Source organism: Gracilibacillus kekensis (assembly GCF_900143085.1).
Classification (GTDB): domain Bacteria; phylum Bacillota; class Bacilli; order Bacillales; family Amphibacillaceae; genus Gracilibacillus; species Gracilibacillus kekensis.
This window is the reverse complement of the sequence record NZ_FRCZ01000001.1, coordinates 817,775-842,619: the sequence shown is the minus strand read 5'-3', so window position 1 is coordinate 842,619 and position 24,845 is coordinate 817,775. Positions and strand designations below refer to the sequence as shown.

General features: G+C 37.6%; 15 protein-coding genes, 1 riboswitch and 2 other annotated features. Of the genes, 9 read left to right on the top strand and 6 right to left on the bottom strand.

Going from position 1 to position 24,845, the window contains the following annotated elements; genetic code table 11:
* Positions 1-41: 41 nt before the first annotated feature.
* From BUC25_RS03865 to BUC25_RS03850, 4 genes are read right to left on the bottom strand one after another with little or no spacing between them, the layout of a single operon-like run.
* The gene (locus BUC25_RS03865; protein WP_073199819.1) at positions 42-1,088 is read right to left on the bottom strand and encodes an aldose epimerase family protein; all 1,047 of its coding nucleotides are present in this window, start codon (positions 1,086-1,088) and stop codon (positions 42-44) included.
* A gap of 18 nt (positions 1,089-1,106) precedes the next feature.
* The gene (gene galT / locus BUC25_RS03860) at positions 1,107-2,600 is read right to left on the bottom strand and encodes a UDP-glucose--hexose-1-phosphate uridylyltransferase (RefSeq protein WP_073199816.1); all 1,494 of its coding nucleotides are present in this window, start codon (positions 2,598-2,600) and stop codon (positions 1,107-1,109) included.
* A gap of 2 nt (positions 2,601-2,602) precedes the next feature.
* Complete coding sequence (gene galE, locus BUC25_RS03855) at positions 2,603-3,598, bottom strand: UDP-glucose 4-epimerase GalE (protein WP_073199814.1); 996 nt, start codon at positions 3,596-3,598, stop codon at positions 2,603-2,605.
* A gap of 14 nt (positions 3,599-3,612) precedes the next feature.
* Positions 3,613-4,785 carry a galactokinase gene (locus BUC25_RS03850; RefSeq protein WP_073199812.1) on the bottom strand — a complete coding sequence of 391 codons (1,173 nt, stop codon included), beginning with the start codon at positions 4,783-4,785 and terminating at the stop codon, positions 3,613-3,615.
* A gap of 220 nt (positions 4,786-5,005) precedes the next feature.
* On the opposite strand from BUC25_RS03850, the gene BUC25_RS03845 reads away from it, so the two are divergent.
* Positions 5,006-9,604 (top strand): 5'-nucleotidase C-terminal domain-containing protein, encoded by a 4,599-nt coding sequence (locus BUC25_RS03845; protein WP_073199810.1) that lies wholly within the window; start codon positions 5,006-5,008, stop codon positions 9,602-9,604.
* Between the two features lie 392 nt (positions 9,605-9,996).
* On the opposite strand, the gene metE is transcribed toward BUC25_RS03845, so the two are convergent.
* Positions 9,997-12,270 (bottom strand): 5-methyltetrahydropteroyltriglutamate--homocysteine S-methyltransferase, encoded by a 2,274-nt coding sequence (gene metE, locus BUC25_RS03840; RefSeq protein WP_073199808.1) that lies wholly within the window; start codon positions 12,268-12,270, stop codon positions 9,997-9,999.
* 17 nt (positions 12,271-12,287) lie between these two features.
* The gene (locus BUC25_RS03835) at positions 12,288-14,126 is read right to left on the bottom strand and encodes a bifunctional homocysteine S-methyltransferase/methylenetetrahydrofolate reductase (protein WP_073199806.1); all 1,839 of its coding nucleotides are present in this window, start codon (positions 14,124-14,126) and stop codon (positions 12,288-12,290) included.
* A gap of 70 nt (positions 14,127-14,196) precedes the next feature.
* A riboswitch (SAM riboswitch) is annotated at positions 14,197-14,302 on the bottom strand.
* Between the two features lie 177 nt (positions 14,303-14,479).
* Between BUC25_RS03835 and BUC25_RS03830 the strand changes: the two genes are divergently transcribed.
* The 8 genes from BUC25_RS03830 to trpD all read left to right on the top strand — a co-directional run bounded on the left by BUC25_RS03830 (position 14,480) and on the right by trpD (position 24,845).
* Positions 14,480-15,046, top strand: a complete 567-nt coding sequence (locus BUC25_RS03830) for a nitroreductase family protein (protein ID WP_073199804.1) — start codon at positions 14,480-14,482, stop codon at positions 15,044-15,046.
* A gap of 445 nt (positions 15,047-15,491) precedes the next feature.
* Entirely contained in the window at positions 15,492-17,036 is a 1,545-nt protein-coding gene (locus BUC25_RS03825) for a bifunctional metallophosphatase/5'-nucleotidase (RefSeq protein ID WP_073199802.1), read from the top strand.
* Positions 17,037-17,445: 409 nt separating this feature from the next.
* A complete protein-coding gene (locus tag BUC25_RS03820; RefSeq protein WP_073199800.1) occupies positions 17,446-18,252 on the top strand; it encodes a 3D domain-containing protein in 807 nt (268 codons plus the stop codon).
* A 219-nt stretch (positions 18,253-18,471) separates the two neighbouring features.
* Positions 18,472-19,764, top strand: a complete 1,293-nt coding sequence (locus BUC25_RS03815) for a Gfo/Idh/MocA family protein (protein WP_073199798.1) — start codon at positions 18,472-18,474, stop codon at positions 19,762-19,764.
* Positions 19,765-20,641: 877 nt separating this feature from the next.
* Positions 20,642-21,190, top strand: coding sequence for a 3-dehydroquinate synthase II domain-containing protein (locus BUC25_RS03810; protein ID WP_073199796.1), 549 nt, complete (start codon positions 20,642-20,644; stop codon positions 21,188-21,190).
* 85 nt (positions 21,191-21,275) lie between these two features.
* Positions 21,276-21,521 (top strand) — a binding site (T-box leader).
* 35 nt (positions 21,522-21,556) lie between these two features.
* Positions 21,557-21,784, top strand: a binding site (T-box leader).
* Between the two features lie 75 nt (positions 21,785-21,859).
* Positions 21,860-23,239 (top strand): anthranilate synthase component I, encoded by a 1,380-nt coding sequence (trpE, locus tag BUC25_RS03805; protein WP_073199793.1) that lies wholly within the window; start codon positions 21,860-21,862, stop codon positions 23,237-23,239.
* Positions 23,236-23,823 carry an anthranilate synthase component II gene (locus BUC25_RS03800; protein WP_073199791.1) on the top strand — a complete coding sequence of 196 codons (588 nt, stop codon included), beginning with the start codon at positions 23,236-23,238 and terminating at the stop codon, positions 23,821-23,823. The genes trpE and BUC25_RS03800 overlap by 4 nt, the downstream gene beginning before the upstream one ends.
* Complete coding sequence (trpD, locus tag BUC25_RS03795; protein ID WP_073199788.1) at positions 23,820-24,845, top strand: anthranilate phosphoribosyltransferase; 1,026 nt, start codon at positions 23,820-23,822, stop codon at positions 24,843-24,845. Before BUC25_RS03800 ends, trpD begins: the two co-directional genes overlap by 4 nt.

The following is a 24,845-nucleotide window of genomic DNA, read 5'->3' as shown; positions in this document are numbered from 1 at the left end:
TATTATCTTTTTGACCTACTATTATGCTTTAATAACACAATCTACTCTATTGTATCAAAAATAAAAGTAGTTTTGGCAAAATATTTTTCATCTTTATCCAACCAAATCGATGGGAAGCCTTCATGATGGATCGACGCGGGTGATCCTTGCGTTTCTAAACATAGTCCTAGATACTGTGCAGAATCACGCTCGCGTAATTTCAAACCTTCAGATAGATTGTTAGAGGTATACATGACTACACCTGGCTGGTCTGTTACAACCGTTAGTTGTCTACCACTCGTTTCTTCTCGAACGATCGCACTTTCTTTTTTATTATGATCGAAAATAAAGTAATGATCATAACCATGATTTGCGACTAAGTTTTGCTTGAACTCAGATGTTACGCCATCTTTCATCGGACGGCCATTTCGGAAGTCATATGTTGTATTATCGACATCGAGAATAGTTCCGGTTGGAATTAATTCTTCGTCAAGTTCAACAAATTTACTGCTATCTAATGTAATTTGATGATCTTGAATATCTGACTTCAAGTTGCCGCTCAAGTTAAAGTAAGAGTGGTTCGTGCTTGTTAACACCGTTTTTTGATCAGAAACGCCTTCATAGGTAATCGTAAAGGCATTATCGTTATTTAACGTATACGTAACAGTCATTCGCAAGTTACCGGGATATCCATTTTCTAAATCTTTACTTTCAAGGGTAAGCGTTAAGCCTACTTCTTCATTATTTTCAAAAGGAACAACTGTCCATATGGTATTATGGAAACCTGGATTTCCACCATGTAAATGATGCTCTCCTTCATTTTTAGGAAGCGTATAAGGCTTACCATCGATTTCAAATTGGGCATTTTCAATTCGACCAGCAACACGACCAATTAATGCCCCAAAGTAGCCAGGATTAACGAGGTAATCTTGATAATTTTCAAAACCTACAACAACATTTTCTAGTTTTCCATCACGGTCCGGTGCTAATATTTTGGTAATAATGCCACCAAAGTCAAGAATAGAAACCGCCATTCCATTGTCATTTACTAATGTGAATTCTTTCCACTGCTGATCTTGTACTTTTATTACGTCTGTTATTACTTCCATTTGCTCGGTTCCTCCTACTTATGCCTCATTAAGATTTGCTAAAAAACGTTTGAATGCCAGGCGTCCAGCTTTATCTGTTTTATACACGCCAGCATCTTCTAGAACGCGTGCGAATTTTTTGCCTAATTCGTTTTCAACGATTACTTCTGCGTTTTGTTCTGTAATGTTTTTATGCTTCTCTTTTATTGATTGTACCCAATCGAGATGATATTCTGCAACCGTTACCTTTTCACCCAGGAGATATTTTTTAATATCTGATAGTTCATCTTTTAAACGAGGAGGAAGTACGGCTAGACCCATTACTTCAATTAAACCGATATTTTCTTTTTTAATATGATGAACATCGTCATGTGGATGAAAAATACCCATTGGATGTTCTGTTGATGTCCGGTTATTACGTAATACTAGATCGATTTCAAATAGACCACCACGCATGCGAGCAATTGGTGTGATTGTGTTGTGCGGTGTGTCTTTAGAATAAGCAAGGATATCTGCTTCAGGATCACTGTAATTACGCCACTTTTGTAAAATGTAATCTGCTGCATCTACAAGTTTGTTACGGTTCGAATGACGTAAGCGAATTACAGATAGTGGCCACTTTACAACAACAGCTTCGACATCAGCAAAGTTATCCAATGTGAAATGGAATTCCTCTTCTGCATTTGTCATCGCAAATGTATAGTGTCCACCTTGATAATGATCGTGTGACAATATACTACCGCCAACAATTGGTAAGTCTGCATTAGAACCGATAAAGTAATGTGGGAACTTTTCTACAAAAGCAGTTAGTCGAGCAAAAGAATCACGGTTAATTTTCATTGGTCGGTGTTCTTTGGCAAACACGATACTATGCTCATTGTAATAAACATATGGTGAATATTGTAGAAACCATTCTTCATCTTCTAACGGCACCTCAATGATACGATGATTGGAACGGGCAGGGTGACCAATACGTCCGACATATCCTTCATTTTCCGCACATAGCAGACACTTAGGATATGCAACATCCTGCTTCATTTCTTTTTCACGTTTAATTTGTTCTGGATCTTTCTCTGGTTTTGATAAGTTAATGGTAATGTCTAAGTCACCATAAGGGGATGCAGTTTTAAACTGAATGTTATTGGCAATTCTTTTTGTTTGAATATAGTTGCTATCTTTACTTAATTGATAGAAATAGTCGGTTGCTTTAACCGGTGAATCTTGATAGTTTCTGTAAAATGCTTCATTTATTTCGGATGGTTTTGAGATAAAAACATCCATTATTTTGGCTGTTAATTGTTCGCGTTCATCGAGCAGGTCTTCGATTAGTCCTCTATCAACGGCATCGTCTGCTAAGATGTCTAATACATCTGGAATGTCCTGATCACTACGTGCAGTCTCTTTCTGATAGTTTGCGATACCTAAAAGCCCCAGGATTTGATTACGCGCATAGATTTGATCACTGGCTTGTATTAACTTTTTGTCAATCGCCTTTTCTACAAGTGTCTCCACTAAAGATGAATGGTTTACCATGTTTACTCCTCCTCGTTGTAACCATTAGGATTCGCTTGATGCCAATTCCATGCATCTTGGATAATTCGATCGATATCTGTTCTGGTTGGGTTCCATCCGAGTATGCGTTTTGCTTTATCAGATGCCGCAATTAAGGTACTAGGGTCTCCAGCTCTACGAGGCGCTACTTTTGCAGGAATGTCATGTTTAGTAACCTGACGAGCTGCATCAATGATTTCTTTAACAGAGAATCCTTGACTGCTTCCAAGGTTGAAGACATTACTGTCGCCACCCGCTTTTAAATAGTTAAGTGCTAAAATATGAGCATCAATTAAATCTTCGACATGGATATAGTCACGAATACAAGTACCATCTGGTGTATTATAGTCATCACCAAAGATGGAGATATGTTCCCTTTGATTTAAAGCTACTTGTAATACGATTGGAATTAAGTGTGTTTCCGGGCGATGATCTTCCCCGATTTCACCGGTACCACGTGCACCAGCGACATTAAAGTAACGAAGCGAGACATAACGAATATCATGAGCTGCTTCTGTCCATTTCATCATTTTTTCCATCGTTAATTTTGTTTCACCGTACGTATTGGTCGGTTGTGTTGGCATCGTTTCGGTAATTGGTACTTGTTCTGGTTCTCCATATGTTGCCGCTGTAGAAGAAAAGACAATATTTTTAATATCAAATTCAGTCATTGCCTGTAGTAATACCTGCGTACCATAAACATTGTTATCAAAATATTTAAGAGGGTCTTCCATCGATTCACCAACCAACGAATTGGCAGCAAAATGAATGACACCATCGATTTTTTCATGGGAGAATACTTCACGTAAAAATTCGATGTCTCGAATATCTCCATTATAAAACGTTACTTCTGGATGAATTGCTTTTTGGTGTCCCGTTAATAAGTTATCGATGACAACCACTTCATTACCTTGATCGATTAATTGATATACTGCATGTGAACCGATATAACCTGCTCCACCTAATACTAAAATACGCATAATTAAACTCCTCCTTAGTTTGAAATTTCTTTTGCACCGTCGCCAATTGCTGCTACATAGAAGGTTGGTGCATAGCCAATTTCGTCTTCATATGCTTGTTGAATAGCTGTTTTCACATCTTGTACTTCTGATTTTTCTACAATCGCAATGGCGCAACCACCAAATCCAGCCCCTGTCATTCGTGCACCGATGACACCTTTTTGTTGCCATGCGGTTTGGGCAATTGTGTCTAACTCAATACCGGTAACCTCATAGTCATCTCGTAAAGAAATATGTGATTGATTCACTAATTCTCCAAACCTTTCTAAATCACCTGACTGAAGCTTTTGAAGGGCTTCAATAGTGCGCGCATTTTCGTAAACCGCGTGTTTTGCCCGTTGCTGATTCGTTCGATCTTTGATTAAGGAACGGTTTGCTTCAAATTGCTCTGGCGTTAGCTCTCCTAAGCTCCCGATATCCAATTGTGTTTGTAAGTCTGCTAAGGCAGCCTCACATTGGCTACGTCGTTCGTTATATTTAGAATCTGCTAATTCTCTTCGTTTATTGGTATTTATGATAATGATATCATGATTTTCTAATTTAATTGGAGCATATTCGTAATTTAACGTATCACAGTCTAACAACATGGCGTGATCTTGTTTTCCCATCCCAACTGCAAATTGATCCATGATTCCACTGTTCACACCAATATATTGATTTTCAACTTTTTGACCAATTTGCACTAGGCGAATACGATCGATATCAAGTTGATACAAGTTTTCTAAAAGAACCCCTGTGACAAGTTCAATTGAGGCAGAAGATGATAAGCCAGCCCCATTCGGAATATTTCCGTAAAATAATACATCAAATCCTGTTGGAATGTCATAACCTTCTTCTTTCAAGTACAATATCATTCCTTTAGGAAAATTCGTCCAATCATCCTCATTTTTGTAAGCAAGATCATCTAAACTGCTTTCTAATATACCTTTTTCGGGAAAATTGTCAGAATAAAAGCGTATTTTGTTGTCTGTTCGCGGTGTGGCAATAGCATAAGTCCCGAAAGAAATAGCTGCCGGAAAAACATGACCACCATTATAGTCTGTGTGCTCTCCAATTAAATTAATACGTCCTGGCGCAAAGAAAGCCCTTGGTTGCACCTTTGTTTGAAACGTATCTTGAAATTTGTTCTTCAGTTTATTTATATCCATTCTATATTCCTCCTTTAATATAAATTATCGACTTAATTAAATTAATTTACTAAGGACATTGTACGTCATTTTAGTGACGGTTACAAGAAAAATAATGTAACTGTTTTTAATAATTACATTAACAGAAATTAACAAACTCTTTACTATCTGTTTAATCAATTAATATTTTTACTTGCTAGTATGAAGAGGTAAGCAAGTTAGAATACAGGGAGGAAAAACATTGAAACGTCAAAAACATGTAATGAGAGCCAGTTTATTATTAGCAATCGTACTGGTTTTTAATCAATTATCGAGCGCATTTATGCCTGTTATGCAAATTCAGGCAGAAGAGACAACGTCTATTTCTGTATCGCAAGCATTATCAGAAAATCAGGGTACAGAGGTTACAGTAAAAGGTTATATCGTAGCGCCCTTTAATAGTCAATATGCGATTAAAGTGGCAGATGAAAACAATGATGAAGCAGCAACTATTATTGTAAAGCTAGAAGCCGATCAGCGAGAGATGTTTAGTCCCGAATTGAATGAAGAAGCGATTGGGAAAAAGGTTATAGTAACGGGAACAAGGGATGAGTATTCAAATCAAGAAGCAATTGAATTTGTGACAAGTATTGAATTTGCAGACGGAGATGTTAATGAAGGAGAAACGCCACAAGGCCAGACAATTGCAGAAGCACGTCAACAACCAGATGGAACAAGTGTTACAATCGAGGGTGTTGTAACTGCAGATAACTTAGCAGATCCATCCGGTGATCAACTATCGACGTACATACAAGATGAGACAGCAGGTATTAATATTTTTGCGTTTGATGGATCAGATTTACCTGAATTAAATGAAGGCGATCGGATTATCATCACTGGAGAGCTAGATACCTACAATGGATTAAAAGAAATTATCCCAAATAGTGGATCAGATATTGAAATTCTAGCAGAAGGTGAAGCAATACCTGCAGCAACATCTGTTGAATTATCAGATTTAGCTGATGAAACTGTTGCAGAACCGTTAGAAGGACAATTGGTTTCTGTGAATGGTTATCTTGAAGATATTCCATCCAGTCCTGCTGGTGGTGGTTATAACTTATCTTTTATAGATAGTGATTTTAATAGTACCACCTTAAGAGTGATGGAAGGGACATTAGACCTTTCTGAACTAAATGAAGGAAAATGGTATGATATTACAGCAATTTTAAGTCATTACAATAGCTATCAACTAGTAACAAGATCTATTAACGATTTTATGGCATCAGAAGAACAGCCGGAAGCACCGAGTGCAAGTGGCGAATATACATCTACGGTTCGTTATGTTTCAGATGGTGATACGATTCGTTTAGAAAAGCCTGTTTTAGGAGCAGACCGGGTTCGCTTCGTTAATATGGATACACCTGAAACGAATGTAGCCGGAGCTAACGGTGTCGATGAAGCGAATCAAAAAGAACATGGAGCAAATGCGACAGCACGTTTACAGGAATTATTACAAGAAGGCGATCAGGTTACATTGAAAATCGGTGAGCAGCCAACAGATGATTACGGTCGCTTGTTAGCGGAAGTCATTAATAAAGATGGTGTCAATACGAACTTGCAAATGGTGAAAGAAGGGTTGGCAACCTCTTACTTTATCTGGCCAATCGGTGATGAAGAAAACTATCAGACTTATCAAAAAGCTACAAAAGATGCAATCGATGCAGAAGTAGGTATTTGGAATCCAGAAAATCCATTAAAAGAATTACCTTTTGAGTATCGTGCAATCTCAGAAGGTGGCGATTTCCATCGTTATGTTGGAAACTCGGATACAAAAGAGTATGTAGAACCAACAGAATATGAACAAGTACCTGTAGAAGTACGGATATTTTTTGCAAGTGCAGAAGAAGCAGAAGCACAGGGTTATACAGCTGTCTCTGAAGAACCTTTAGGAGAGATACTAGAGCTTCAACTTTTAAGTATGAATGATCTCCATGGAAAAATAGATCAGGAATACACATTAGATCGAACTGGTGAAGAAGCAGTTTATGGTCGCATGGATTATACCGCACAAGCGATTAAAGAAAGAGAACAGGAAAATGAAAACACATTGCTTGTCCATGCTGGAGATATGATTGGTGGAAGTTCCCCAGTTTCCGCGTTGTTACAAGACGAGCCAACGGTAGAAATTATGAATGAAATGGGCTTTGATGTCGGGACAGTTGGAAACCATGAATTTGACGAAGGATTAGCAGAATTAAAACGAATGGTAAACGGTGGCGACCATCCAGAAGGACTTGGCACTACTGGATATCAAGGCATGAATTTTGATATGCTTTGTGCCAATTGTATTCAGGAAGATACGGGTGAGACTTACTTACCACCATATGCAATCAAAGAAGTCGATGGAGTAGAAGTAGGTTTTATTGGAGTTAATACACAAGAAACAATGAACATGGTGATGCCATCTTCATTAGAAAATGTGGCATTTACAGATGAAGCAACAGCAGTAAATGATGCAGTAGAGGACTTGCAAGCACAAGGTGTCGAAGCGATTGTTGTCTTAGCACATATGCCTGCTACTCAGTCTGGGAATTCTGCAACAGGCGCATCAGCAGATTTAGCACGAAATGTCGATGATGCAGTAGACATCATTTTTGCGGCACACAACCATCAGGAAGTCGATGCAGTTGTAGATAATAAATGGATTATTCAAGCATCAGAATACGGGAAAGCTTTTGCAGATGTCGACATTCAAATTGATCGTGAAACAAAAGATATTCATGATGTCGAAGCGGAAATTGTTTTTGCTAACCAAGCCGATTATCAGCCAGATCCAGCAGTAAAAGAGATTCTTGATAAATATGCAGTGGAGATTGAAGATATTGTAAATGAAGTAATTGGATACAATGCTCAACAACTAGAAGGACAATATACAAATGATGGAGATCATGGCTTAGGTAATTTAATTACGGACGGTATGAAATGGGCCATGGATGCAGATTTTGCAATGCATAATGGTGGTGGCATTCGTGATATCTTAAATGAAGGTCCGATAACATGGGGTGAAGTATTTAATATTTTACCTTTTGCCAATACGGTGATGTCTGTTGATATTAAAGGGAAAGATTTAATTCCAATATTGAATGATAATTTATCAAGCTATGGCTCTGATTATAGTGTGTCGGGTTTACACTACACGTATAATTACGATTACCAGCATGTGGTAGATATAACATTTCCAGATGGAACACCAATTGATCCAGAAGCAACTTATACATTAGCAACCAATAACTATATCGGTACCCAAGATGGTCCAATAAGTAACTTAGGAACAAATGAAACGATGGGACCAGTCGATGTAGATGCAGCGGTGGATTATATTAAGTATTTAGCAACAACAGAGGATAATCCACTTGTGATTGGTTCAGAAGGTCGTATTGCCAAAACGGATGAGATCCCGGATGTAGAAGAGGATGGAGACGTCATTGGCTACAATGGTCAGGAGTTAGTCGGCACCTATACAAATGGAAGAGATCATGGCTTGGGTAACCTGATCACAGATAGTATGAAAGATGTGATGGATAGTGATTTTGCAGTTACAAATGGTGGAGGGATTGGTTCTTCATTATTAGAAGGTAACATTACTACTTCATCGTTGGAAAAAATTCTGACCCATGGTAACACATTAGTGAAAATGGAAGTGACAGGAGAAGAACTAGAAACTATTTTAAATGCTCAACTTTCAAAAAACGGGTCCGATTATAGTATAGCAGGGTTTAGCTACCGCTATAATCAAAAGAAAGAAAAAGTTGTCTCGATTACATTACCAAACGGCAAAAAGGTTAAAAAGAAAGACACTTATACATTAACAACCAACAGTTATTTAGCTTCTCGTGGTGCTTTTGCTTCAATTGAATCAGAACGAGAAGAAGGACCAGTTGATGTAGAAGCACTTGAAAACTATATCGTGTCTTTAGAAACAACCGAGAATAATCCATTAATCTATGGTTCAGAAGATCGGATTTCTACTGTGCCAAACGTATCAGATAATAAAGTAGAAATTGATGATCGTATTTTTACTAATGTGGATATGGATGGAAATGTTACTATTGACTTAGAAGGATTAGAAGATATTAATGAAAATAAGCCTGTTGAAATTTCGTTAACATCCGACCAAATCACAACATTAAAAGAAAAAAATGCGACCTTAACCATTAAAAAGAAAGATGTCACCTTAGATTTTCCGCCATCTATCTTTAGTGGTGAGCAAGATACATCCATTATTATTGAAAAACTTCCTGCAGTTAATGGCTCAAAAAGTGCTGTCTATAACTTTTCCATAAATGAAGGTGGAAATCTAATAACTGATTTTTCCCATGCGGAAGGTGTACTGCTAACATTCTCTATTACAGATAAAGATGTTGAAAACACTGACCTGCTTAAAATCTTCTATTTGAATCCTGAAACAGGAGAATGGGAAGAAATCGGAGGAACCTATCAAGACGGTGTGGTATCTGCAACTACTACTCACTTCTCTACTTTTACTGTTATGGAATCAAGTGAAGAAGAGGAATCTGGAGAAGGTAACGAAGATAGTGACACCAATAACGGTGCTGAGACAGATAATGGAGAAGGCGGAAACACAGATGGATCCACAAAAGGTGAAGAAACAGGTACAGATGAAGGAACTAATCAAGATCAAGAAGAGTCTGGATCTGATAATGCTAAAAAAGAAAATTCATCTGTAGAGAACAATGAATTACCAGAAACAGCAACTTCTATTTTTAATTACCTATTAGTAGGTCTAGTGATCATCACAATTGGATTGCTGTTGTATATTCGAAACAGAAAAACAGTTTAAAAAAAGAGATTGGAAAAAAGAATTATATAATTAGAATAATCCAAATGATTCAAATAGATTTTTGAGTCGTTTGGATTTCTATGCGTATTAGGAAGTTACTACGTAATACTGGATGTGTATTTAATAGCAAAAGTGGAAATTTTGAAATGTGTTATGGACTAGTAAACCGCTCCGGCTGCCCACTTCCCTTTCCGTGGGGTTTTCCCTTCAGCTAACTTTTTCAAGCAAAGAGCACTTGAAAAAGTTAGCTGAAGAGCATGCCCCCCGGAAAGCGAAACGGGCAAGCCGCAGCGGTTTCTAAAGCACAAACATCAATGTCAAAATTACTACATCATTTATTGCACGGTTTCCTTATATTGCTTAAAAAAATATAGCCGTCCAAGCAAGAAATGTTAGTTTTGTTTAATAGATACATATTTTTCTCGTGCAAGCTTAGCTGCTTCAACCATTTTCTCAAGGGCCGCAATGGTTTCAGCTTCTTTTCTCGTCTTAAGTCCACAATCAGGGTTGATCCAAAATTGTTCTACTTCGATAGTTTCTAAAGCACGCTTAATGTTGACCTCAAGTTCAGCAACACTAGGCACACGAGGGCTATGAATATCATAAACACCTAAGCCAATATCTTTTTTATAATGATTGACTTCAAATGTTTCGACCATTTCCCCGTGACTACGGGATGTTTCAATTGAAATTACATCCGCATCTAACCCATCAATTGCTTCATATATTTCACCAAATTCTGAATAACACATATGGGTGTGAATTTGTGTTTCAGGCTTCACTGTTGAAGTTGCCAAACCAAAAGCACGAACAGCTGCATCAAAATAGGCTGGCCATTTCAGTTTATCTAATGGTAACCCCTCCCGTAACGCTGGTTCATCAACTTGAATGATCTTAACCCCAGCTTCTTCTAAGGCTAAAACCTCTTTTTCCAATGCTAAGCCGATCTGGTCCTGCACGGTAAAGCGCGGAAGTTCTTCATGAACAAACGACCAATTTAAAATCGTCACAGGTCCTGTCAGCATACCTTTTACCGGTTTTTCTGTTAGCGATTGGGCATAGGCTATTTCTTTAACTGTTATTGGCTTTTCCCATTCCACATTACCAGCTAACAATGGTGGTTTGACACATCTGGAACCATAGGACTGTACCCAACCATACTCTGTTACGGCAAAACCTTTTAACTTTTCACCAAAATACTCTACCATATCTGTTCGTTCAAATTCGCCGTGAACCAAAACGTCTAGTTCTAAATCTTCCTGGATTTGAATCCATTTTCTAGTTTCAGCCTGAACAAATTGATTATATTGCTCGTCTGATATGTCGCCTTTACGCCATTTGGTGCGTGTTCTTTTTACTTCGGTAGTTTGAGGTAAGCTTCCAATGGTTGTGGTAGGTAATATAGGTAAATTCAAATCTTTTTGTTGTTGTACTTTTCTTTCTGCAAAAGGTACATTACGTTTCACATTTTGTTTGGTAACCTCCACCGATTGGTTACGATAATTCGATTGATCTAAGCGATTGATCGCATTTTCGCTAGCCTCAAATGCTGATGCTACAGATTGTTTTCCTTCCTTTATAGCTGAGGATAATAAAGTAATTTCAACTAATTTTTCATCGGCGAAGCTAAGTCCGTCTTTTACAATGGTGTCTAGCTTTTCTTCTAATTGTTTTGTAACAGGCACATGCAATAAAGAACAAGATCCTTGAACGACCAATGATTGAGGATTTGCCGCTTCTTTAATAGCCTCTAACAGCTGATACTTATCTTCAAGGTTCGCTCGCCAAACATTTCGTCCATTAATAATACCTGCACCTAGTACTTTATCAGCAGGGAATCCATATTTTTGAATAAGTGACAAGTTGTCACCATGTACAAAATCTAAACCAATTCCATGAACAGGTAACTTCACAATCCGCTGGTAATGCTGTACCGTTTCGAAATACGTTTGTATAATAAGTTGAATTCCAGATACGTTGTTATCGAGTCTTTGATATACTTTTTCGACAAGCTGCAATTCTTTTTCAGAAAGGTTGGTGCCTAGAATCGGTTCGTCGATTTGCACCCATCGCGTGCCAGCCTCTGCTAATTCAGTGAGAACTTGCTCATATAACGGTAATAGTCGGTTAATCCATATCTCTAGTTCGTTTTCCTGATATCCTTTTGCTAACTTTACAAAGGTTACCGGTCCAACAATTACAGGTTTTCCGTCGATTCCTAGCTCTTCTTTTGCCTCTTGATAATAATAAAGTGCTCGGTTTTCTACAAGTTGAGGTGAAACGTCATTTAATTCTGGCACAATATAGTGATAATTGGTATTAAACCATTTTGTCATTTCTGCTGCTACAGCATCCTTTTCCCCGCGGGCAATCGCAAAATATGTAGATAACTCGCTAGGATTATGATGTTGAAAACGTTTAGGAATAATGTTAAAAGCAACTGCTGTATCTAATACGTGATCATAGAAGGAAAAATCTCCAACAGGTATTAGATCGATTCCTTGTTCTTTTTGTTTTTTGAGATTGTCTAAACGTAATTTTTGTGTTTGGTCTTTAAGTGCTTTCTCCGTGATATCGCCCTGCCAAAAAGCCTCAATCGCTCTTTTCCATTCTCTTTTCTCTCCGATTCGTGGATAACCTAGGTTCGAACTTAAAATTGTTGTCATGTGATTAACTCCCTTTTTTATATTTTTGTGACTAATTGTGTCTTTTCATGGACATATTTGGTTAATTCTACGGTTGATGGATAATGCATGAATGGTGTGATGATATAGACTCCATTAAAATAATTAATGGTGGTATCAATTAATTCTTTCGCTATTTGAATGCCTTCACGCAAACTATCCTGTCGGTTGTTATGTTGCTGCATTCGCGCTCTCACTTCATCTGACAACTTCATACCAGGAACTTCATGATGTAAAAATTCAGCATTGCGATGAGACGTGAGCGGCATAATGCCAATAAATATAGGTTGTTCAATATCTTTGGTCAAACGGTGTAATTCAATGATCCTTTCATGACTGAAAATTGGTTGAGTCAGAAAGTAATCAGCCCCATTGTCAGCTTTCTTTTTCATCCTTTTCACAGCTTTTTCAAGGTTGGCAACGTTTGGATTAAATGCCGCCGCAACCTGAAAATTAGTATTTGTTTTTAATGAACTTCCTGAAAAGGATAAACCATCATTACATTGTTTAATCAGTCGGGTTAGTTCAAATGAAGTGACATCAAAGACAGATGATGCACCAGGGAATCCGCCAATCCTAGTAGGATCGCCAGTGATCGCCAGAATTTCATGAAAATTTAACGTATGTAACCCCATTAAATGTGATTGAAGTCCAATTAAATTTCGATCTCGACAGGTTAGATGTATTAATGGCGTTACCTTGGAACCAGCCTGTTTCATTTTTACTGCCATTGCTAGATTGCTGATTCTTGGAGTGGCTAATGAATTGTCAGCAAGTGTGATAGCATCAACACCAGCTTTTTCTAAAGCAAATACGCCATCCATAAAAGTTGCAATATCCAGATGTTTAGGCGCATCTAACTCAACAATAACTGTGTGTTGTTTTTTTGCTTTATCTGCTAATGAATCATTATTATTCCGCTGTGAATGGCTAGTGTTTTCTTTAGTCAACAGTGGTTTCGTTTCTTTACTTGTAATAGGTGCTAAATGAGTGACACCATCCTTCAGGGCACGAATATGCTCAGGTGTCGTCCCACAGCAACCACCGATTAACCGAACTCCCTGATCTCTAAAGGCTTTTGCACATTGTTTAAAATAATTACTATGTTGATTGTAAACAAGCTTGCCGTTTTGATAAGATGGAAGACTAGCATTCGGATATGCGGCTAAATAGGCGTTTTGTAATAATGGTACCGTTTCTAATGCTTTGATCATATAATGAGGACCTAAGTGACAATTAACACCAACTACATTAGCTCCAATATCGTCAAGTGTTTGTAACGCGGTTGGAAGAGCGATGCCATTTTCCATTACACCAGGCTCGTGCATCGAAACATTGGCAATGATGGGCAGATCTGTTTCCTGTCTTGTGATTTCCAGTACCTGTTTAATTTCGTCAAAATCATAATATGTTTCTAGTAAAAGTCCATCGACACCTTCCAAAAGAAGAGAGAAAAGCTGTTCCTTAAAACTTCTGATAATCTCCTTTTTAGATGTTACTAATTTTTGTACTCCTCTAATGCCGCCTATCGTACCGAGCACATAAGCATTCTCTTTTGCTGCTGATTTTGCAATCTGAACAGCTTTCGTGTTGATTTGATGTACGTTATCTTCTAACCCAAACCGGTTTAATTTAATATAATTTGCACCATACGTGTTGGTTTGAATCACTTCTGCTCCAGCATCTAAATATGATTGATGTACGTTTAGGATTTCCTCGGGATGTGTCAGGTTATAGGACTCAAAACACCGATCCACCCCATGGGCGTATAGCAAAGTCCCCATCGCGCCATCTGCAATCATTATTTGGTCATTTAATTTAGTTAAAAGTCCTGACATTTTATCACCTCTTTTCTTAATAAAATAAAAAACTCCGTCTACTAAAAAGACGGAGAATCATTAGAAAAATCTCTCATCTTCCAAGCATCATTTCGCTTGCTGGAATTAGCACCTTGTCTTTTTAGACGGTTGCTGAGGTATCATAAGGCCAGCCCCTCCACCTCTCTGGATAAGAATCGATTATTTAATTAGTAACATTTGTAAGTATATTACAATAAAAAGGAAATTATTACAAGTATAATTTGGAAAATAATAGAATTTACCTAGATGAGCGTCTTGACAGTCTTTCTTACTATGATATGATAAAATACAGTTGAAAATGATTATCATTAACAAAAAAGGGGGATTTCCTCATGGAGTTGCGACAACTTATAAAGGAACGTCGATCGATAGCATCCTATCAGGATAAAGATGTCTCAAACGAATTAATAGAAGACTTATTAAATACAGCAATTTGGGTACCCAATCATAAACTAACAGAACCATGGCGTTTTGTTTTTATTCAAGGTGAGGCGAAAAAAAGGTTAGCAGAAATAAACCGGCAAGTAGCATTATCTAAAAGTAATAGTAACTCAGATGAAGAATTAGAAATAGTAGGTAATAATGCTTACCAAAAAATCATTAGTGTACCTTTTCTATTTTTTGTAATTAACAACATACACCCACAAGAAAAACTACGAGAAGAAGATTACGCCTCGACGAGTTGTTTAATTCAAAACTTTAGCTTGTTAGCATGGGAACAAGGTCTAAGTACCTTCTGGAAATCAGGAAAGTTAGCTTATTGTGAAGAAACTGCAGAGCTCATTGGCTTAAAAGGAAATGAAAGGGTAGTAGGCCAAATACATGTAGGCTATCCCGCAAAATCACAGTCACCAGTTCCACGAGTTCCTGCACAGGAGAGAATAACCGTCATCAATTAAATAGATTAGTAATATTAAAGGATCGGGTTCATTTAAAGAACCACGATTCTTTTTTTTGTAACAAAAAAGCTTCACAGGATAATATCTGCTCTTGACGGGATAACCTCTTCTCTTCACGGGATAATACCTCGTCTTAACGGGATATGATGACTTATCCCGTGAAGCCAGCGGGTTATCTCGTCTACAGCGTTACTTATCCCGTTAAGATAATCTCTCAACCTTTTAGCTTGTTACAAAAAAGAATGCCGATGAGATAGTTCATCGGCAAAAGAAAAAGGGGCTATCATTTTGTGAGAAAGCAATCTTTGCAGCATTGCTCAATTTGGAACACTTTAACTATAACAAATGATTGAAAACTGGGTGTTAAATCCAAGTTAAGATATTGTAAACTTTTTCCTCAAAAAGAAAAAGATCGTTATAATAGAAGAAAAGGGGGATAAACGAGATGAGACTATCCATATGTGTGACCAGTGATGTACATGGCTATATTACACCTAGCAATTATCGTAATAGAGTAGAAGAAAATATGGGATTAGCAAAAGTCGCTACTTTATTAAATAAGCTTAGAAAAAATAAGGATACCATATTAATTGATAATGGCGATTTCATCCAGGGAAGTCCGTTCACCTATTATTTTGCTAAAAAGGCAACAAATTATAAAAATCCAATGATTAAAGTTGCGAACCAATTAAAATATGATCTCGCGGTAATTGGCAATCATGAATTCAACTATGGGATGGACTATTTACAAAGAGCTGTCAATGAGTCGGATTTCCCCTGGTTATCTGCAAATGTGGTAAATACAATGGATCAGGAACCATTTTTAGGAAAACCTTATGTAATCAAACAAATTGGAGACATCCGCATTGCTGTATTAGGAATGACGACACATTTCATCCCTAATTGGGAAGACCCTAATCATATAAAAGATTTACAATTTGAAGATGTATGTGAATCCACCAAAAAGTGGGTGCCATTAATTCGCGAGTTGGAAAAACCAGATATCATGATCGTAAGTTATCACGGCGGATTGGAACGAGATCCTGAGACAGGGGAAGCTACAGAAGAGTTAACAGGTGAGAATCAAGCCTATCAAATTTGCCAAGAAGTAGAAGGAATAGACTTATTGATCACAGGGCATCAACATCGCTTTTTAACGGGAGAAATAAAGGGAGTTCCATTTGTGCAGCCTGGAAATAATGGGCAGGCACTTGCAGAAATAAAAATAGAGTATGATGAAAAAATATTGTCTATTAAACCAACACTTCATTATGTAGATAACGAAACAAAAGTCGATCATCATGTAATGGAACGAATACGAAATGATGAAAAACAAGTTCAGGACTTTCTTGATCAGACGATCACTACAGTTGAAGGTGACATGGAAATTACAGATCCAATGGGAGTGCGTCTCAAGGGGCACCCGTTTATTCATTATATTAATCAATTACAAATGAAGGTAGCGGAAGTTGATATATCATGTACAGCATTATTTCATGATAAATCCCCTGGGTTTCCAAAGCAGGTAACAATGAGAGATATTGTATCAAATTATATATATCCCAATACTTTGAAGGTGTTAGAAATAAGCGGTTATGACATAAAAGCGGCTTTAGAGAAGGCTGCCAGCTATTTTCAAGTAGAAGCTGGAGAGATAGTTGTAAATCCGAGCTATTTAACCCCTAAGCCACAACCCTACAACTATGATATGTGGCAGGGGATTTATTACGAAATATTGCTATCAAATCCAATGGGGGAGCGAGTAATAACCATTAATTATCATGGGAAACCAATGGATATGAACCAAACCTATCATGTAGTAATGAATAATTATCGAGCAAGTGGTGGTGGGGATTATTCCATGTTTAAAGGCAAAGAGGTAGTAAAAGATATTCCTTTGGATATGACAGAAGTAATCACAAATGATCTCTTAAAGAGAGAAAAACTTCAAGCAGAATACAAAAAACATTTTCAAATATTCGCGAACTAATTCAAGATTTCAAAAGTATAATAGCTATTCTTGACGGGATAACTATTCTGCTTCACGGGATAATATGTTTGCTTGGCAGGATATCAAAACATATCAAGTGAAGCGGTCACTATATCCTGTGAAGACGAACGATTATCCCGTCTTCAAGACTAAATACTTTTAATATTTTCATGTTTACAGTGATTGTGTGCCTACTATGAATCGTTTGAAAATAACTAAAAAATGATATTTTTATAGAAAATATTACGAAAACATGTATAAAATCTATTAATGTTGCCCCATAATGACGAATGTGACAAGCCAGTGTAATATAGTAATCTTTGTTACAGACTCTTAAACTCCCTGTAACCACACGGGGAATTAATCTATGTTATATTGGTCCTTGTCAACATGAAAGGAGGCAACTTTGATGAGAAAATTTTTAGTGTCAATGGGTTTTGTTGCAACTAGCTTCTTTTTCGTGCTACCACTTTCGGCGGCAGAATATGAAGTAGAAGAGGGAGATAGTTTGTGGAAAATCGCAGAAGAAAATAATACATCAGTTGCGAAACTTAAGGAGATTAACAAATTAGATTCAGATGTTATTCAACCAAAACAAATACTAGAGATAGATAAAGAGATCACTTACATTGTTGAAAGAGGAGATTCATTAAGTAGAATCGCTGAAGAACATAATGTAACTGTTAGCGAAATAAAAGAATGGAATAACCTTGAAACAGACTTAATCATTATAGGGGAAAAATTAACAATAAAAGAAGTAGATAAAGATCCGTCTGAATCTAACAAAGTAGAAAAAGAGACAAGCAATCAAGAAGAAACGCCAAAAGCATCTGAACCAAAAGTAGACAAAAAGGAAGCGAAAGAAGTAACTCAAACAAAAGCAGAAAACAACCAAGAAACAAAAGAAGCTTCTTCAAGTCAAGATGGTGAAACTATCTCTGTGTCAGCAACGGCTTATACAGCAAAATGTGAAGGTTGCTCAGGTATTACTGCTACAGGGATTAACTTATTGGAAAACCCTAACATGAAAGTAATTGCTGTTGATCCAAATGTAATTCCACTAGGAACTAGAGTGCATGTCGAAGGATATGGTGAGGCGATTGCAGGAGATACTGGTGGAGCTATCAATGGAAACAAAATTGATTTACACGTTCCAACAAAAGACGAAGCATATGCTTGGGGTAGAAGAACGGTAGACGTAACTATATTAGATTAACAATGTAACTTGAAACTCTCTCGTATAAGCGGGAGAGTTTTTTGTATGTAAGAAACCATTTATCTAAAAAAAATGCTAACCTTTTATATATCCGATAAAACATGAAATTAAAAATTATTAGATTATAAGTTGCTATTTTAAGATTAATATTTTATAATTTTAACAACGTTGTTATTTTAAAAATGTGAGCGATTTCAAAAATGATTAGGGGTGTTCAAATTGAAGAAGAAATATGTGTTGATTGGAACTGGTGGACGTGCTGAATTTTTTTATGGAGCAATGGTGCAGGACTTCAAAGAGACCTGTGATTTGGTAGCGTTTTCTGATTCGAATCAAACAAGATTGGATTATGCAAATACATTATTGAAAAATAAATATGGAGTAGATGAAATAAACACCTATACAGCAGACCGTTTTGACGAAATGATTGAAACAGAGAAACCAGACATTGTTATTGTAACTTCTATGGATAGAACACATCATCGTTATATCATTCGAGCAATGGAATTAGGGTGTGATGTCATTACGGAAAAACCAATGACGGTAGACGCGGAAAAAACACAGGCAATTATTGATGCGATTGAAAGAACGGGTCAGAATGTTAGGGTAACGTTTAATTACCGATATGCACCACACAATACCAAAATTCGTGAGTTAATTCGTGATGGAGTAATTGGTCAAGTTAATTCCGTTCATTTTGAGTGGGCATTAGATACTCAACATGGTGCAGATTACTTCCGTCGTTGGCATAGGGATAAACGCAATAGTGGCGGTTTGCTCGTTCATAAGTCAACACATCACTTTGACTTAGTAAATTTTTGGCTGGATACAGAGCCGGATGTTGTTTACGCTACGGGTGGTCTTCGTTTTTATGGAAAAGAAAATGCTGAGGAACGTGGTGTAACACAGTTTTATGAAAGGGCACACGGGAGTGACTATGCAAAAGATGATCCGTTTGCTATTGATTTAAAATCCAATGAACACCTTAAATCCATGTATTTGGATGCCGAAAAAGAAGATGGTTACCACCGGGATCAGAGCGTTTTTGGAGACGGGATAAATATTGAGGATACGTTAGGTGTTAATGTAACGTATAAAAACAAAGCAATTTTAACCTATTCTTTAAATGCTTATTTACCTTGGGAAGGGTTTCAAATTGCATTTAATGGGACGAAAGGTCGAATAGAAGTCCAGGTACGTGAACAATCTTATATAAATTCTGGTGGAGAAAAAAGTGATGAAGGTAAATTAGATGAAAAAACACTTCGCGTATTACCGATGTTTGGTGAAGCCTACGAAGTCGAAGTAGAGGAAAAAGAAGGTGGCCATGGTGGTGGTGATCCTGAATTATTAAATGATTTATTTGGTGTACCAGCAGATGACGAGTTTAATCGTGCAGCCTCTCATGTTGACGGCGCTATCTCCATTTTAACGGGGATTGCAGGTAATAAATCACTTGCCACAGGCCAAGCAGTGAAAGTTGATGATTTAGTCGATCTCAAAAGAAAATAAAGATAGAAAAGAATAAATGTTGCTCTTAACTTAAAACACGAACAATCCGCTATGCGTTGTTACGCTATAAAAGAAAAGTGTGACACAATTGTAGTGGTAATTATGAAATATTATATGTGCTTTACAACCGCTACGGCTTGCCCGTTTTCCTTTCCGCGGGTTTTTAGCCTAAGCTAACTTTTTAAACAAAGTACGCTTAAAAAGTGGATCTTAGGATAAAAATATCCCGCAGGAGTGAAAACGGACGCCTACGCTTTTTTATACTCTGCAAATTTAGCAAGAGGATGCATGTTTGCTTTAATCACTATGATTTGTTGTAATTATTTGTAGAAAGAACCCAAAATATTAGCATTTGCAAAAGGTGTAGAATTTCATTGAGCGTAGGCGGCCACTCCAACTCCTATGGGATCCTTTTTCCTGAAGATCCACTTTTCCATGCGGTTTTTGCCTGGAAAAGTTAGCTGAAGGAAAAAGCCCATGGAAAGGGGAGTGGGCAAGCCGAAGCGGATATTAAACATATACATCATGTCAAAATTGCCACCTCAATTATGGCGTATCCTTTCTCCTACGAATAAAATCCAAACGAATCGAAAATAGTTTTCGAAATCGTTTGGATTTTTCTAATTAAAAAATCTTTTGTTGTTCCTTCTATTTTTCCTGCTCCATTTCGATTACATCGTCTTTTACAGAGTGAGTACTAGTGGTATACCCGACTACACTGAAGCCAACAATCAATAGAAGAAATAACACTACTAATAACATGCGCATAGGTTAGCCTCCCATTTGTAAATCCAAGATATATTGTATATGATTATCGTTATGAATGCTATGTAATTTCTGTGGAAAAATGAACAAAAATATGAATGGGGGTTAAAAGTTGGAAAGTAACCTGCAAGAAGCTGAAATCATCCGAACAGAGTCAATTGGAGAAGGATCCCGAGTGTGCTTAGATTTTGTTGATCATTTAGAGCCAACAGAAGGCATTTTATTAGGAAATACTGGTCATGGCTATCTATTTGTGTTAGCAGAAAATCGCACAACGGATACGTATCCGGCCAGACCATTTCGTATTAATAGTGGAGCGATCCATCATTATGTCTTAAAAGAATCTTCTAAAACGGCCTATTTAGCCGAATTGAAACCTGGAGATAAAATAACTGTCTTAAATGCAAAAGGAGAAACACGACAGGTTGCGCTTGGTCGAGTGAAAATAGAGAAACGGCCATTAATGCGCATCGTTGCCCGTATATCTAACATGGAAGTTTCGGTAACACTTCAAGAAGCAGACAGTGTCCATTTGTTATCGGCAAATTATAAAGAAAAACAAGCGATATCGCTAGTAGAGGGTGATCGAGTTTTAGTGCAATTGGATCAGCCTGGGCGCCATCTAGGTGAAAAAATAGACGAAGAGATCATCGAATACTAAAGATTATTTAATTTTCTGAAAACGTTAATAAAAAGTCATTGACAAAACAATGTGAGCATACTATGATAGTAACAACAATTGAAACGAATTGGCGTTGACGAAGAGAAGTAGCTTATCGCATGCACAATAGAGAGCTGATGGTTGGTGTGAATCAGTGTGCAACATTAAGTGAATGGACTTCAGAGCCCCAAACCGAACGTATTTCTAGTAGGCTTTGGCGAGAGATCCACTCGTTGCAAAGGGATAGTGTTAAATAATTTTCATTTGGCATGAAAAGTGAGCTGTTTTAACAGCTAACAAAGGTGGTACCACGGGTTTCCTCGTCCTTTTAGGATGTGGAAACCCTTTTTGTATAGATTATGATAACTTAAATCAATGAGAAGGATTAGTACAATCTCCCACTGTAGCCAAGAGAGCCGGAATTGCTGGAAACCGGTATACACGGAAATTGGAATGGACCTTTGAGAGTGCTCTGGAAAATACAGTACAGTGCAACGGCTTATCCTCGTTAATGGATCAATGAAGTGGAAGGAAATTACAGATAATACTCCTTCAAATAGTGGTGGCACCACGGTAGAAATAACCGTCCCTATTCCATACATCGATGTATGAATAGGGACTTTTTTTATACCCGGAAATTCAAAACGATTAATAAAGGAGTCGAAGCAAATGGTCAACTATAAAAGTACGGCGCTTAACGGAGATACGATCACACCTATCTCGGTCTATAATCGGATAGCTGGCAAGAAAAAATTCTTACTGGAGAGCTCTGTTAATCACGGAGAAAAAGGCCGTTTTTCTTTTATTGGATTAAATCCTTATAAAGAAATTATCGGAAGTGCTAACGAAACAACGGTGATTAATCATACCAAAGGAACCAAAGAGACCGTCCAGCAAAAGCCGTTAGAGATTGTCAAAGCACACATACCTAAGGAAGATTTGCCATTGCCCTATGCCTTTTACGGAGGGGCAATAGGATTTATCGGTTATGATGCGATTCGTCAGTATGAAGAAATCGGGAAGCTTTTAGAAGATGAAATTGACATGCCAGATGTTCATATGATGTTTTATCAAGACGTGATTGTGTTCGACCATATGAAACAAAAAATCACAATGCTAACCATTAACCTAGATGGCACAAGAGATGATGAAATGCTAGAAGAGAAGTTGCATCAGCTTCAAGATCAAATTTGGACACCTGAAACGACCATGTCAGATGAAGAGTTACATGTTAGCTTTACACCGTCGATTGAAAAAGAAGCGTACTTGAACATGGTCAGAACAGCAAAACAGCATATTGTCGATGGTGACATTTTTCAAGTGGTATTATCACAGCGAATGAAGGCAAGTTTTGATGCAGATCCGTTTACCTTTTATCGTAGATTACGAGTATCCAACCCATCTCCATATATGTATTTTATCGATTTTGATGACTATATTGTCTTGGGGGCATCACCTGAAAGTTTAATTAAGACAACGGGTAAGCATGTGATAACAAATCCGATTGCAGGTACAAGGCCGAGAGGTAAATCAGAAGTAGAAGATCAGCAATTAGCAACGGAATTATTAGCGGATGAAAAAGAATTAGCAGAACATAAAATGTTAGTAGATTTAAGTCGTAATGACCTTGGGCGTGTCTGTGAAATTGGATCGATTACAATTCCGAAATATATGACGATTGAACGTTATCAACATGTGATGCACATTGTCTCCGAAGTCCACGGAGAATTAACAAAAGATTATACAGGATTAGATGCGCTAGTCTCCACTTTACCAGCTGGAACGGTTTCAGGAGCACCAAAAATTCGTGCAATGCAAATCATTAACGACCTGGAAGACAAAAAACGTGGTGTTTATGCAGGAGCAGTTGGTTACATCAATATGAACGGCGACCTCGACCTGGCGCTGGCCATTCGAACAATGGTGATCAAAGGACAGAATGCTTACGTGCAAGCAGGAGCGGGCGTTGTTTATGACTCTGATCCCGAATCAGAATACCAGGAAACCTTAAATAAAGCCAAGTCGTTATTGGAGGTAACTAAAAGATGATTCTCTTAATCGATAATTATGATTCCTTTACGTATAACCTGTTTCAATACATGTCAGAGCTAGGTAAAGAAATCGAGGTCGTTCGAAATGACAAAATAACACTAGATGAAATCAGACAAAAAGATCCAGAGGCGATTATCCTTTCACCAGGACCTGGAACACCAAATGAGGCTGGTATTTGTATCGATATTGTTAAACATCTGGCAAGTGAATTTCCGATTCTAGGTATCTGTTTAGGTCATCAAGCAATTGGTGCCGCGTATGGGGCAACGGTAACACATGCTCGCCAAATCAAACACGGAAAAACATCGATGATCCGCCATCAAAATGATGAGATTTTTAACTATCTCGAGCAACCGTTAGAGGTGATGCGATATCATTCTCTAGTAATTGAGAAAAATACGATACCTGATGAACTATTAGTAACAGCAACCGCCATGGATGATCAGGAAATCATGGCAGTAAAACATACTTATTTACCTATCTATGGATTGCAATTTCATCCAGAGTCGATTGGTACGGCAAAAGGCAAAAAGTTATTAAATAATTTCTTTGAAGCAATTGGAAAGGGGCAAAAAGCATGAAACAATTCCTGAAAAAAGTGATGGAAAAAGAGAATTTGACACTAGCAGAAATGGAAGAAGCAGCAAGATACATTTTTGCAGAAGATACAAGTGATATTGCGATCGGCGCATTCTTATCGGCATTAAAGACAAAAGGAGAAACAGTTGATGAGATTACCGGTCTAGTAAACGTCATGCTAGAAATTTCTCCGCTCGCATTGCCTGATGAGCTGACAGATGCAATGGATAACTGTGGTACAGGTGGAGACGGTTCACAGAGCTTTAATGTTAGTACGACCTCCGCTTTTGTGATTGCAGGTGCTGGTATCACAGTAGCGAAACACGGTAATCGCAGTATATCAAGTAAAACAGGAAGTGCAGATGTATTAGAAAATCTGGGTGTACCATTAGAATTTACCCGACCAGAAACCTATGAGATATTAAAAGAAAACGGTATTGCCTTTTTATTTGCACCTAATGTACATCCAGCAATGAAACGGGCAATGAAGGTGAGAAAAGAGTTAGGTGTACCGACCATTTTTAATGTGATTGGCCCCTTAACAAATCCAGTTAAATTAACTTCTCAATTAATGGGAACCTATCGTCGTGATTCTTTAGAGACCATGGCAGCTGTATTGCATAAATTAGGTCGCAAACGTGCATTAATTATTAATGGCGCAGGTTATATGGATGAAGCCTCTTTAGCTGGTGAAAATCATTTGGTATTATTAGAAAAGGGAGAAATAATGAAATTCACACTAAAACCAGAGGAAGTTGGTTTGCCTACAGTAGATAATGAGCAAATTAAGGGCGGCGATTCCAAGGAAAATGCCGAGATTTTACGAAATGTCCTGGAAGGTAAACAAGGACCACACAGAGATACCGTATTATTCAATGCGGGGTTAGGGATTTTCGCCAACGGAAAAGCAGAGACGGTCCAACAAGGTGTGGAGCTTGCACGTGAATCAATTGATTCAGGTGCAGCGTTAGCCAAATTAGATAATCTGATCACCATTAGTAATCGAATTAAACAAGAGGTGTAA